This is a genomic window from Methylobacterium sp. BE186, from assembly GCF_031457035.1.
Taxonomy (GTDB): domain Bacteria; phylum Pseudomonadota; class Alphaproteobacteria; order Rhizobiales; family Beijerinckiaceae; genus Methylobacterium; species Methylobacterium segetis.
The window spans coordinates 1-12,433 of the sequence record NZ_JAVDVV010000053.1; the positions used below are offsets into that span (position 1 = coordinate 1).

Genomic DNA, 12,433 nt, shown 5'->3' on the forward strand with positions numbered 1-12,433 from the left:
CGGCGTCGTCTACGCCGTCCCGAACTTCGTCTCCCGCCGCAACGACGAGTTCGCCGTCGTCCGCGCCGGCCTCAACTACAAGTTCGGTTCCTACTGAGACCCGGCTGGCCCGATCAGGCGGTCCCTCGGGACCGTCGCCAGCACGCGAGAGCCCGGCCGAGAGGCCGGGCTCTTCGCGTTTCGGGAACCGCGCTGATGCCCGACTAGGCCGCGCGATTTTCATCCCGCCTCCGGCCGGAATCGTGCCGCGGCCGAACATCACGGCGAAGTTCACGCGCCGCCCCCTGACAAAAGCGCCGCACCCACCCCATGTCGTCCCTGCCCGCGCGGAGTGCAGACAGCCTCCCGCTTGCCTGTAGGAGGACGACTCCATGAACAGCGAAGAACGCGACGTCATCAACGGCATCTTCCAGCGCCTGGAGCAGGCTGCCAGCCAGCCCCGCGACGCCGACGCCGAGCGCTTCATCGCCGACAAGATCCGGGCTCAGCCCTACGCGCCCTACGCCATGGCGCAGCTCATCTACGTGCAGGAAGAGGCGATCAAGAGCCTGAACGAGCAGCTCGAGGAGGCGCGCCGCCAGCAGCAGGCGCAGCCGCAGCAGGGCGGCGGGGGCGGCTTCCTCTCGAGCATCTTCGGCGGCGGCCAGCGCCAGCCGGAGCCGCAGCCATATCCGCCGCAATACCAGCAGCGCCCGGCCGGCCAGCCCTGGGGGAACCAGGGCGGGGGCGGCTATGGCGGCCCTCAGCAGGGCTACCCGCAGCAGGGCTACGGCAATCAGCAGGGCGGCCCGTGGGCCGGCCAGCCTCAGGCACCCGCGCGCGGCGGCGGAGGCTTCCTCGCCACGGCGCTGCCGATGGCGGCGGGCGCGGCGGGCGGCATGCTGCTCGGCAGCGCGCTCTCGAACGCCTTCGCGGGCGGCCACTCGCAGCTCGGCAGCGCGGCGGCGGCGGGGCTCGGCGCGCCGGCCGCGGGCGGCACCGAGGATTTCGGTGCGGCGCTCGGGGGCGGCAGCGGCGGCGGCGACGTCCAGGACGCGTCCTTCGACAATGATCCCGGCGGCGATTTCGACGGGGATCTCGGCGGCGGCGACGACAGCGACTGGGTCTGATCGCCCGCATCTCCGGACAGAGTGAGGCCCGGCCCCGCGGATGCGCGGGGCCGGGCCTTCCTGTCTTCGCACGCTCGACCCTGCACTCGTTCGACGGAGAGACGTTCGTCGGCCTGACGGACCAAGCCGTCCGCGCCTCGAGACCGCCGGCCCACCTTATCAGGTCAGACGCTCATCGCCGGACCGCGCCTCCCTCCCGAGCCGCCCGGAAGATCGCGTCCGCATCGACGGAGAGCGCGCGCGCGACCGCTTCGGCAATCGGGCGGTGATGGGCGCAGGCGTCCTTGAGATTGTTCTCCTCGATGACGCCGTCGGAAATCCGCAGCAGAAGTGCCGGCGTCGGCTCGCTGTTGTCGTAGAACAGGCTGCCATGGGCGAGCGGCACGGCGCGTGCCACGTTCGAGAGCGCCCTGGGGTAACGGCGCCGAATGGTGGCTTCGGGAATATCGTGGCCGCCACGGCTGACCCGCTCGGCAACACGGCGCACGTTCAGGTCCGCATCGACCAGCGCGACGTAGACGAGGCCGACTTCGTATCCGACGGCGCGCGCCCGCCCCATCAGGGCGATGGCTTGATGGCTGCTCAGCGTGGTCTCGTAGACGAAGCTCTTTCGCCCGTTCAGCAAGTCGTCCAATCGCTCGATCGTCCGCCTTGCCGCCTCGGCCTGGCCCAGGGCGGAGGCACGCGCGATCACGTCGGCGTTCACGAATTCCCCATCCGGCTGGAGCAGGTCGTACAGGCTGGATTTTCCGGACCCGTTCGGGCCCGCGAGGACCGTGCAGGCGGCGACGAAGCCGCTCCCCTCAGCCTCGGGATCGGGGTCCGAAGCTCTCGACGACAATCTCTTCACCCTCCACCTTCGCGAGGCGGTGGCGCGTTCCGTCCGGCATCTCCTTGATGATGCCCTCGCCCAGCGACGGGTCCACGTAGAAGGCGGGCACGCCGGCCTTCCTGGCCTCCTCGATCGCGCGCGCGCCGAGTTGCCGGATCGTTGACGCGTTCCGGCGGGCTTTGTCGAACAGCATCATGACACCATTCCCGACCCGGAGGGTGCGGGTCGCGGCAGGCGACCCGGATCGAGGTTAGGCGGCCGCGGCCCCGTCCGCCAGGGGCTTTGCGCGGGATCTCCGATCGCTCGAGCAGCCGCCCCACCGTCGCGGCCCAGGTCCCGCCTCCGCACGGCGCCCTACAGCACCTCGACGCGGGTGCCGACGCCGGCGCGCTCGTAGAGGTCGATGACGTCCTCGTTCATCATGCGGATGCAGCCCGAGGAGACCGATTGGCCGATCGTGTGCGGCTCGTTGGTCCCGTGGATCCGGTAGAGCGAGGAGCCGAGATAGAGGGCGCGCGCGCCGAGCGGGTTCTCGGGGCCGCCCTCCATGTGGCGCGGCAGGTCGGGCCGGCGCCGGATCATCTCGGGCGGAGGCGTCCAGTCGGGCCATTCCCGCTTCTGGGTGATCGTCTTGAGGCCCGCCCAGGTGAAGCCCGGCCGCCCGACGCCGATCCCGTAGCGGATCGCCTGTCCGCCCGGCTGCACGAGGTAGAGGAAGCGCGCGGGCGTATCGACCACGATGGTGCCGGGCCGCTGCGGCCCCGCATAGGGCACGACCTGGCGGGCGAATTGCGGGTCGATGGCGCGGGCGATGCGGGTCTCGTCGGGCCCTGCGGGGAGGGCGGCGAGGCGGGCGGGCTCGCCGTAGCCGGCGGGCACCGGATCGCCCGATTGCAGCCGCGGGCTTCCCGGCCCGCCATAGCCGTAGGCGGCCGCGTGGGCGGGCAGCGTCGAAGGGGTGGGGCCGGCCGGGTTCGGCCGCAGGGCCTGCGGGCGCTGCGCCTCGCCCGTCACCAGGAACTCGATGAAGCCGCCGCCATAGGCGCCGGCCGCCGCCTGCTGCTGGTAGCCGCGGCTCTGCGCCTGCGCGGCGCCCCCGGATCCCAGGGCGGCGAGCGCCACCGCCACGCACCACGCTTCACGCATCCTCGCCCCCTTGCCGTCCGGCGCCCCGTGGCGCGACGCCCGGGCCTGCCGCCGGGCACGGGACAGGTTTGCGGGCGGGCCCGTGAAACCGGTGAAGGAACGTGGTGAATCGTTCACGCCGCCGCACTTGTCCGGCGCTGGACTGTCCGCATCCTCAACGCCGCGTAAAAGCGTCGATGCGGGCCTGACCATTCAGCAACTGGCAACCAGTTTCCGCCAAATTCGGCATCGTCCCTCATGCCGGCTGATCCGAGACGATGACTACCAAGCGATACCGCATCGAAGACGTCCTCGGATTGAGCCCCCAGATGCCCGCCGCCGCGGCGCCCGCCTCGGAGATGTCCGCCGCCCAGGGCGCCCGCCTCGAGGAGATCCTGTCCGCGATCCAGGACCTGCGCCGGGTCACGCAGGCGAGCACCAGCGAGACCATCGACGCCTGCCGGCGGGAGCTCTCCGAAGCCTTCTCCATGCGGGGCGAGCTCGACCTGATGAAGGACGCGATCACCCGCACCAAGCAGGAGATCGCGGCACTCCACCGGTCCGAGCATACCGGCAAGGGCATGCGCCGCGCCGCCGACGAGCTCGACGCGGTGGTCGAGTCGACCGAGCGCGCCACCACCTCGCTCCTCGGCGCCATCGAGGAGATCGAGACCAACGCCAACATGCTGCGGGCCTCCCTCGGCAAGGCCGGGCAGGACCATGTCGACGTCATCCTGGAGAAGGTCATCGTCGCCTACGAGGCCTGCAACTTCCAGGACCTGACCGGCCAGCGCATCAGCAAGATCGTCGGCGTGCTGAAATTCGTCGAGGACCATCTCGACCGGGTCATCGAGGCCTGGAGCGGCCTCGACAGCTTCCGCGACTTCGCGAGCCTGCAGGAGGCCGGCCCCAGCATCGACGACGAATCCTCGCTCCTCAACGGGCCGAAGCTCGAGGACGATATCGGCCACGTCGACCAGACCGACATCGACGCCCTGTTCGACTGAGCGCCCGCCCCTTCCCTCGCGAATCGGCCGGGCCTACATCTGCGGCATGAGCCGCAGCGCCCGGACAGACGTTCCTCCCGACACGTTCGACGACGGCGAGGGGCCGGAGGACGTCTCCGACGCCCCCCTCGACGAATCCCCCGAGATCGACTTCGACTTCGAGCCCGGCGCGGTCACGGCCGGCACCGAGGTGATCCGCCGGTTCTGGACGACGCTGCCGACCTCGCCCGGCGTCTACCGGATGTTCGACCACAAGGGCGACGTCCTCTACGTCGGCAAGGCCAAGAACCTGAAGGCGCGGGTCGGCTCCTACGCGCGGGGCCAGGCGCACTCGAACCGCATCAGCCGGATGATCTCGCAGACGGCGGCGATGGAGTTCGTCACCACCGCCACCGAGACCGAGGCGCTGCTCCTCGAGGCCAACCTCATCAAGCAGCTGAAGCCCCGCTTCAACGTGCTGATGCGGGACGACAAGTCCTTCCCCTACATCCTCGTCACCGGGGATTCGGAAGCCCCGCAGATCGTCAAGCACCGGGGCGCGCGCCGGCGCAAAGGGCAGTATTACGGGCCCTTCGCCAGCGTCTGGGCGGTGAACCGCACGGTGAACGCGCTCCAGCGCGCCTTCCTGCTGCGCACCTGCACGGACAGCTACTACGAGAACCGCACCCGGCCCTGCCTGCTCTTCCAGATCAAGCGCTGCTCCGGCCCCTGCACCGGCGAGATCCCGCTCGACGAGTACCGGGGGCTCGCCGACGCGGCGAACGCCTTCCTGGCCGGCAAGTCGAACGCCGTGAAGGATCGGATGCGGACCGAGATGGAGGCGGCCTCCGAGGCGCTCGAATTCGAGCGCGCCGCCCGCTTCCGCGACCGCATCGCAGCCCTCTCGGCGATCCAGGGGGCGCAAGGGGTGAACACGCAAGGGGTCGAGGAGGCCGACGTCTTCGCCCTCGACGAGCAGGCCGGCCAGTTCTGCATCGAGGTGTTCTTCTTCCGGAACTTCCAGAACTGGGGCAACCGGGCCTACTTCCCCAAGGCCGACCGCACCATGACGCCGGAGGAGGTGCTGGGCTCCTTCATGAGCCAGTTCTACGACGACAAGCCGGCCCCGCGGATCGTGCTGACGAGCCACGCCATCGAGGATGCGGAGCTCGTCGCCGCCGCCCTGTCGAGCCGCACCGAGCACCGGGTCGAGATCCACCTGCCCCAGCGGGGCGAGCGCAAGAACCTCGTCGACTACGCCCGCCGCAACGCCAAGGAGGCCCTGGCCCGGCGCCTCGCCGACACCGCCTCGCAAGGCAAGCTGCTCGCGGCGCTCGGCCAGGCCTTCGGCCTGGAGCGGGCGCCGCGCCGCATCGAGGTCTACGACAACTCGCACATCATGGGCACGAACGCGGTCGGCGGCATGATCGTGGCCGGGCCGACGGGCTTCATGAAGCCGCATTACCGCACCTTCAACATCAAGTCGGAGGAACTGACGCCGGGCGACGATTACGGGATGATGCGGGAGGTGCTGCAGCGCCGCTTCAAGCGCCTCGTCAAGGAGGCGCCCCGAACCGCGAACGAGGCGGCGCTCGCGGCCCTGGAGGGCGGCGCGCCCGAGCCCGTGCCCGAGCCGCAGGCGGAATCCGACGCCTTCCCGGCCTGGCCGGACCTCGTGCTCATCGACGGCGGCAAGGGCCAGCTCGACGCCGCGCGGGCCGCGCTGGAGGAGGTCGGGGTCGCCGGCGTGCCCCTCGTCGGCATCGCCAAGGGGCGCGACCGCGACGCGGGCCGCGAGACCTTCTTCGTGCCGGGGCGCCCGCCCTTCAAGCTGCCCCCGCGCGACCCGACCCTCTACTTCGTGCAGCGCCTGCGCGACGAGGCCCACCGCTTCGCGATCGGCACCCACCGGGCCAAGCGCAAGCGCGAGATGGTCCGGAACCCCCTCGACGAGATCGCTGGGATCGGGCCGACCCGCAAGCGCGCCCTCCTCCACCATTTCGGGACCGTCAAGGCCATCCAGCGCGCCGCGCTCGAGGACCTCGCCAAGGCGCCCGGCGTCAACGCCGCCACGGCGCGGGCCGTCTACGATTTCTTCCATGCCGGCGCCTGAGCCCGCGGGCCGCGAGATCGGAGACGGGACAGGGCGGTTGACGCCTTCACCGCCCCGTGATTTCACCGCGCCGATGAACGCCGTCCTCCCCCGACGTCGGTCGCAGGCTTGGACGCTCGCGAACTGCCTCACCTACGGCCGCCTCGCCGCCGTGCCCGTCGTGGTCGGCCTGCTCTTCTGGCCGGACGAGATCGGCGCCCGCTTCGCGGCCTTCGCCGTGTTCGTGCTCGCCGGCATCACCGACTATCTCGACGGCTACGTCGCCCGCACCTACGCGCAGAGCTCGGCGCTCGGGCGCATGCTCGACCCGATCGCCGACAAGCTCCTCGTCGCCGCCTGCCTCCTGATGCTGGCGGCCGACCACACGGTCGCGGGCTGGAGCCTGTGGGCGGCCATCGTGATCCTGTGCCGCGAGGTGCTCGTCTCGGGGCTTCGCGAGTACCTCGCCGAGCTGAAGGTGAGCGTGCCGGTGAGCCGCATCGCCAAGTGGAAGACGACGGTGCAGCTCGTCGCGATCGGCTTCCTCGTGGCCGGCCCCGCCGGCGAGACGCTGCTGCCGGGCACGATCCGGATCGGCATCGTGCTGCTCTGGGTCGCGGCGGCCCTCACCATCTGGACCGGCTGGGACTACATGAGGGCCGGGATCAAGCACGTGATCGACGATCCGCGCTGAGGCCGGAGGGAATGTGGTGAAGCTCGTCTATTTCGCCTGGGTGCGCGAGCGCGTCGGCAAGGCCGAGGAGAGCGTCGAGCTGCCGCCGGGCGTCGCGACCGTCTCGGACCTCGTCGGCTGGCTCATCGGCCGCGGCGAGGAATACGCCTACGCCTTCGAGAATGCGGGCGTGGTCCGCGCGGCGATCGACCGGGTCCACGCCAAGCCCGACGCGCCGATCGCGGGCGCGTCCGAGATCGCCTTCTTCCCGCCGATGACGGGCGGATAGGGGGAGCGGCCCCCGCGCGCAGGACGGGCAGGGCTCACGCGAGGACCCCCTCTCCCGTTCGGGAGAGGGTTGGGGTGAGGGGTGCGGCTTCTCCGGACAACGCGCACCCCTCACCCGGTCGGCTGACGCCGACTCAGGCCTCCCGGACGGGAGAGGTGGCCCGCTCAGCTTCGGGCCAGCGCCGCGCTGAACTCGCGCAGGTTGCTGCGCATCATGTCGAGATAGGTCGGGGCCGGGCCGGCGGGGCCCGAGAGGGCGTCCGAGTAGATCCGGCCGCCGATCTTCGCGCCGCTCTCGCGGGCGATCTGCTCCATCAGGCGCGGGTCGGCGATCGTCTCCAGGAACACGGCCGGCACCTGCTCCTGGCGGATCTGGCGGATGATCCGCGCCACGCTGCGCGGGCTCGCCTCGCTGTCGTTGGCGACGCCCTGCGGTGCGATGAAGCGCAGGCCGTAGGCCGCGCCGAAATAGCCGAAGGCGTCGTGGGTCGTGATCACCCGGCGGTGCTCGGGCGGGATCGCGGCGATCGCGGCGCGCACCTCGCCGTCGAGGGCGTCGAGCTGGGCGAGGTAGGCGGCGGCGTTGCGCGCGTAATCCTCCGCATGGGCCGGGTCGGCCTTCGCGAGCCCGTCGCGGAGGTTGGCGACGTAGACCTTGGCGTTGGCGATGCTCTGCCAGGCATGGGGATCGGCCCCTTCTCCCGTCCCGCCGCCTTGCCCCGTCCCGCCCCCATCCGCGTGATCGTGCTCGCCCGCGTGGTCGTGGCGGGCCGCGATGGTCGTCACGCCGCGGGCGGCCACGATCACCGGGGCCTTGGCGCCCGAGGCGCGGATCAGCCGGTCGAGCCAGCCCTCGAAGCCGAGCCCGTTGACGACGACGATGTCGGCGCGGGCGAGAATCCGGCCGTCGCCCGGCGCCGGGCTGTAGCCGTGCGCGTCCGCATCCGGCCCGACCAGGGTCGCCACCTCGACGCGCTCTCCGCCCACCTGCCGCAGGAGATCGCCCAGGATCGAGAAGGTCGCCACCGCGCGCAGGCGCTCGGCCGCCTCGGCCCCTCCCCCCGGAATCAGCCCGGCCAGGGCGAGGGCGAGCCCCGCCCCGAACATCCGCGCCTTCCAAGCCCCCATCGTCCCGCTCCCCGTCCGGTCGCAGCGGACATAGTGTAATAGTGTTACATTGCCAAGCGTCCGGTTCGGGACGAGAGGCCGAACATGACGAAGCTTTCATGCGCGCGACAGGGCGCGGCCATTCGACCTTGGCTATTCTCGGGTCCGTCGCCATCGCCGTGCCGGGCGCCCCGGCCGTGCGAGGAGGCCCCCGCGATGAGGTCCCCGTGAGGAGACCCCGAAGGAGAGTGCCATGCGCAGGTTCGTGACCGTCGGTTTGATTCTCGTCGGCCTCGGCGTCGTCGGCGGTGCCGTCGCGAAGGACGATCCCTTCTCCCGCGCCCCCGCGGGCCGGTGGAACGCCTTCTCGCCGGAGGACCGCGAAGCCTTCGCCGATGCCCGCCTCGCGGCGCTGCGCGCCGGCCTGCGCCTCAGGCCCGAGCAGGAGGCGCTCTGGCCGCCGGTCGAGGCGGCGATCCGCGACCTCGGGCGCCTGCGGCGCGAGCAGCGTGCGGCCCGGGCCGAGCGGGGCCGCATGGTCGACGACGCGCCCGCCGCGATCCGCGCCATGGCGGATGCCGCGACCGCCCGCGGCGAGGCCCTGCGCAAGCTCGCCGACGCCTCGGCGCCCCTCTACGCCACCCTCGACGGGGACCAGAAGCGGCGCGCCCTCGTGCTCGCCCGCCCGATGCGGGGCGAGGGCCGCGGCGGCTGGCACCGGCACCGGCACGGACCCGGCGAGGAGCGCTGATCGCCCTCCGGGCCCGACAAGGGGGCGAGGCCGCGCTTGATCCGCGGCGGCGGCGGCGGCAAACACCGCGCAAGCCGCCGCCGGGCGCCGAAGGTCCCCGCGGCGCCAGGAAGACAGAATGGCGCGCAGCCCCCGCTTGAACACCGATACGCTCCCGCTGATCTGGCGGGTCTGGCACGAGTGGCTCGCGCCGCACCGGGCGACGCTCGCGGTGGTGCTGGTGATGATCGTCCTCGTCGGGGCCGCGACGGGGCTCTACCCGGTTCTGATCAAGAGCGCCTTCGACGCCTTCGACCGCAAGGATGTCGGGGCGCTCGCCTACGGGCCGCTCATCGTCATCGCGGTGACCTCCGTGCGGGGCTTCGCCCTGTTCGGCCAGACGGTCCTGACGAACCGGGTCGTCACCCGCGTCGAGGCCGACATGCAGGCCGCCCTCTACGGCCACCTGATCGAGGCCGACCTCGCCCAGCTCGCCCGCGAGAGCCCGGCCGCCTTCACGCAGCGCTTCACCACCGACTTCGCCTACATCAAGGAGGCGCTGACCCGCATCTCGACCGTGCTCCTGCGGGACGTCGCCATGCTGATCGGCCTCGTCGCGGCCCTGATCTGGATGGACCCGGTCCTCACCCTCGTCGCGGCGGTGACGGTGCCCTTCGTGGCCGGGCCGATCGGCCGGATCGGCCGGAAGCTCCGGCGCGTCTCGACGACGACGCAGGAGCAGATGGGCGCGACCGCGAACCTGATCAGCGAGAGCCTCGCCGGCGCCCGCATCGCCAAGACCTACGCCCTCGAAGGCTACCTGAAGGGCCGTGCCGCGGAGGCGCTCGAGACGGTGCGCCGCCTCAAGATGAAGGCCGCCAACGCCCGCGGCCGGCTCGACCCGCTCCTCGAGGTCGGCGGCGGCGTCGCCGTGGCGGCGGTGCTGATGCTCGTCGGGCAGCGGGTGATGTCGGGGGAGCGCACGGTCGGCGACTTCACGGGCTTCACGGCCGCCCTCCTCCTCGCCGCGCAGCCGGCCCGGGCGCTCGGCACCCTCAACGCGATCCTGCAGGAGGCGGCCGGCGCCCTGCACCGCTACTTCGCCCTGATGGACGAGGCGCCCCGCATCCGCGAGGCGCCGGGCGCCAAGCCGCTGGCGGCGGGGCCGGGCGAGATCCGCTTCGAGGGCCTGCGCTTCCGCTACCGGGACGACATGCCCGCGCTCGAGGGGATCGACCTCGTCGTGCCGGCCGGCCGCACCACGGCGCTCGTCGGGCGCTCCGGCTCGGGCAAGTCCTCGCTCCTCAACCTCGTGCCCCGCCTCTACGACGCGACGGGCGGGCGCGTGACGATCGACGGGCAGGACGTGCGCGCCGTCACCCTCGCGTCCCTGCGCGAGGCGATCGCGGTGGTGTCGCAGGAGGTGGTGCTGTTCGACGACACGGTGGCGGCCAATATCGGCTTCGGCCGCGCGGGGGCGAGCCGGGCCGAGATCGAGGCGGCCGCCCGGGCCGCGGCGGCCCACGATTTCATCGCCCGCCTGCCCGAAGGCTACGATTTCCGCGTCGGCTCGGGCGGCGGCCGGCTCTCGGGCGGCGAGCGCCAGCGCATCTCGCTGGCCCGCGCCTTCCTCAAGGACGCGCCGATCCTGCTCCTCGACGAGGCGACCTCGGCCCTCGACACCGAATCGGAGCGCCTCGTCCAGGGCGCGCTGGAGCGGCTGATGCGGGGCCGCACCACCCTCGTCATCGCCCACCGCCTCTCGACGGTGCGCGAGGCCGACCGGATCGTGGTGATGGAGGCCGGCCGCATCGTCGAGACGGGGACCCATGCCGGGCTGATGGCCGAGGGCGGCACCTATGCCCGCCTCCACCGCCTCCAGCTCTCGGACGCCGAGCCCGCCCACACCGAGACGTGAGCGGCCCCGTCCCTGAGCGGGGACCGGGCGGGCGCTATATGCCGGCCCTCCCCTGAGGAGGCTCGGCGATGGCAGGCGAACCCTTCGGCCGCACCCGCGACGGACGCGCCGTCACCCGCTACGAACTCGCCCGCGGGCGGCTGCGCGCCGCGATCCTCGATTACGGCGGCATCCTCACCCGGCTCGACGTGCCCGACCGGGCGGGTCGGCCCGCCAACGTGGTGCTGGGATTGGCCGACCTCGCCGATTACGAGGCCCGCAACCCGCATTTCGGGGCGCTGACCGGGCGCTACGCCAACCGGATCGGGGGTGGCCGCTTCAGCCTCGACGGGCGGGAATACCGGCTTCCGCTCAATGCCGGCCCGAACACCCTGCACGGCGGCCCGAACGGGTTCGACAAGCGGATCTGGGCCGTCGAGGCGGCGGAGCCCGCCCGGCTCGTCCTGCATTACCGCTCCTGCGACGGCGAGGAGGGTTTCCCGGGCAACCTCGACGTCAGCGTCGCCTACGCGCTCACCGAGGATGACGCCCTGCGGATCGACTACGCCGCCTGGACCGACCGGCCGACGGTTCTGAACCTCACGAACCACAGCTACTTCAACCTCGCGGGCGAGGGCTCCGGCGACGTGCTCGGCCACCTCGTCTCGATCGCGGCGGACGCCTTCACCCCGACCGACGCCACGCAGGTCCCGACCGGCGCGATCGAGCCCGTCGCGGGAACGCCCTTCGACTTCCGGACGCCGATCGCGCTCGGCGCCCGGATCCGCGAGGCGGTGCCGCAACTGGCGATGGCGAAGGGCTACGACCACAATTTCGTGCTGCGCGGCGGCCGCACGGGCCTGCGCCCCGTCGCCACCTGCCTCGATCCCGGCAGCGGCCGGCGCCTGGAGGTCTCGACCACGGAGCCGGGGCTGCAGCTCTACACGGGGAACAACCTCGACGGGACGCTCGCCGGCCCGAGCCGGCGCCTCTACCGCCCTGGCGACGCGGTCTGCTTCGAGACGCAGGGCTTCCCCGACGCGCCGAACCGGCCGGACTTCCCCTCCGCCGTGCTCCGGCCCGGCACCTGCTTCACCTCGACGACGCTGTACCGGTTCGATCTCGGGTGAGGGTCGGGAGCGAGGTCGGCGCCGGCCTCGGCGGGATGATCGCGATCTACGTCCGACCCCTCCGAAACGTGATCGCTCGTCACATCCCCTGACCGTCGGTCTCGACGAGGATCTCGCGCTTGCCGGCATGGTTGGCCGGGCCGACGATCCCCTCGATCTCCATCTTCTCCATCAGCGAGGCGGCGCGGTTGTAGCCGATCTGGAGGCGGCGCTGGATGTAGCTCGTCGAAGCCTTCTTGTCCCGCAGCACCACCTGGACGGCCTGCTCGTAGAGGTCGCCGCCGGCCTCCCCGAAGGAGCCCTGGTCGAACACGGCGCCGTCCATCTCGAGCTCGGCCGGGGCGCCCTTGGCCCCCTTGCCGCCCTCCTCCGACCCGTCGTCGGCGGTGACGGCGTCGAGATAGGCGGGTCGGCCCTGGCGCTTCAGATGCGCCACCACGCTCTCGACCTCGCTGTCCGAGCAG

The 12,433-nt window shown here is 72.1% G+C and carries 13 protein-coding genes and 1 pseudogene; 9 read left to right on the forward strand and 5 right to left on the reverse strand.

Translation table 11 applies throughout. The features are described 5' to 3' along the window. Both J2X36_RS26450 and J2X36_RS26455 read left to right on the forward strand, forming a co-directional pair. A pseudogene (locus J2X36_RS26450) lies at nt 1–97 on the forward strand (porin family protein); the annotation flags it as partial. 274 nt (nt 98–371) lie between these two features. After that, entirely contained in the window at nt 372–1,109 is a 738-nt protein-coding gene (locus J2X36_RS26455; RefSeq protein ID WP_310355165.1) for a DUF2076 domain-containing protein, read from the forward strand. A 172-nt stretch (nt 1,110–1,281) separates the two neighbouring features. Here J2X36_RS26455 and J2X36_RS26460 read toward each other — a convergent pair whose 3' ends face one another. The 3 genes from J2X36_RS26460 to J2X36_RS26470 all read right to left on the reverse strand — a co-directional run bounded on the left by J2X36_RS26460 (nt 1,282) and on the right by J2X36_RS26470 (nt 3,087). Then, nucleotides 1,282–1,959, reverse strand: coding sequence for a zeta toxin family protein (locus J2X36_RS26460; RefSeq protein ID WP_405029868.1), 678 nt, complete (start codon nt 1,957–1,959; stop codon nt 1,282–1,284). Next, complete coding sequence (locus J2X36_RS26465) at nt 1,913–2,137, reverse strand: hypothetical protein (protein WP_310355169.1); 225 nt, start codon at nt 2,135–2,137, stop codon at nt 1,913–1,915. The genes J2X36_RS26460 and J2X36_RS26465 overlap by 47 nt, the downstream gene beginning before the upstream one ends. A gap of 158 nt (nt 2,138–2,295) precedes the next feature. Next, the gene (locus J2X36_RS26470) at nt 2,296–3,087 is read right to left on the reverse strand and encodes a L,D-transpeptidase (RefSeq protein ID WP_310355171.1); all 792 of its coding nucleotides are present in this window, start codon (nt 3,085–3,087) and stop codon (nt 2,296–2,298) included. Nucleotides 3,088–3,344: 257 nt separating this feature from the next. Here J2X36_RS26470 and J2X36_RS26475 point away from each other — a divergent pair, with 257 nt between their 5' ends. The 4 genes from J2X36_RS26475 to moaD all read left to right on the forward strand — a co-directional run bounded on the left by J2X36_RS26475 (nt 3,345) and on the right by moaD (nt 7,106). After that, a complete protein-coding gene (locus J2X36_RS26475) occupies nt 3,345–4,073 on the forward strand; it encodes a chemotaxis protein (protein ID WP_310355173.1) in 729 nt (242 codons plus the stop codon). 46 nt (nt 4,074–4,119) lie between these two features. Further along, a complete protein-coding gene (uvrC, locus tag J2X36_RS26480) occupies nt 4,120–6,165 on the forward strand; it encodes an excinuclease ABC subunit UvrC (protein WP_132256607.1) in 2,046 nt (681 codons plus the stop codon). A 73-nt stretch (nt 6,166–6,238) separates the two neighbouring features. After that, the gene (gene pgsA, locus J2X36_RS26485) at nt 6,239–6,838 is read left to right on the forward strand and encodes a CDP-diacylglycerol--glycerol-3-phosphate 3-phosphatidyltransferase (RefSeq protein WP_132256610.1); all 600 of its coding nucleotides are present in this window, start codon (nt 6,239–6,241) and stop codon (nt 6,836–6,838) included. Between the two features lie 16 nt (nt 6,839–6,854). Beyond that, entirely contained in the window at nt 6,855–7,106 is a 252-nt protein-coding gene (moaD, locus tag J2X36_RS26490; RefSeq protein ID WP_310355176.1) for a molybdopterin converting factor subunit 1, read from the forward strand. Nucleotides 7,107–7,270: 164 nt separating this feature from the next. Here moaD and J2X36_RS26495 read toward each other — a convergent pair whose 3' ends face one another. Continuing rightward, the gene (locus J2X36_RS26495) at nt 7,271–8,233 is read right to left on the reverse strand and encodes a metal ABC transporter substrate-binding protein (RefSeq protein WP_245516736.1); all 963 of its coding nucleotides are present in this window, start codon (nt 8,231–8,233) and stop codon (nt 7,271–7,273) included. A 232-nt stretch (nt 8,234–8,465) separates the two neighbouring features. Between J2X36_RS26495 and J2X36_RS26500 the strand changes: the two genes are divergently transcribed. The 3 genes from J2X36_RS26500 to J2X36_RS26510 all read left to right on the forward strand — a co-directional run bounded on the left by J2X36_RS26500 (nt 8,466) and on the right by J2X36_RS26510 (nt 11,969). Continuing rightward, nucleotides 8,466–8,963: a Spy/CpxP family protein refolding chaperone gene (locus J2X36_RS26500; protein WP_132256614.1), complete on the forward strand. Its 498-nt coding sequence runs from the start codon at nt 8,466–8,468 to the stop codon at nt 8,961–8,963. 118 nt (nt 8,964–9,081) lie between these two features. Continuing rightward, nucleotides 9,082–10,860, forward strand: a complete 1,779-nt coding sequence (locus tag J2X36_RS26505; protein WP_310355180.1) for an ABC transporter transmembrane domain-containing protein — start codon at nt 9,082–9,084, stop codon at nt 10,858–10,860. Between the two features lie 68 nt (nt 10,861–10,928). Continuing rightward, nucleotides 10,929–11,969, forward strand: coding sequence for an aldose epimerase family protein (locus tag J2X36_RS26510; RefSeq protein ID WP_310355182.1), 1,041 nt, complete (start codon nt 10,929–10,931; stop codon nt 11,967–11,969). Between the two features lie 79 nt (nt 11,970–12,048). Here J2X36_RS26510 and J2X36_RS26515 read toward each other — a convergent pair. Next, on the reverse strand, nt 12,049–12,433 hold a 385-nt coding region (locus tag J2X36_RS26515; protein WP_310355184.1), incomplete at its 5' end, for a DNA translocase FtsK.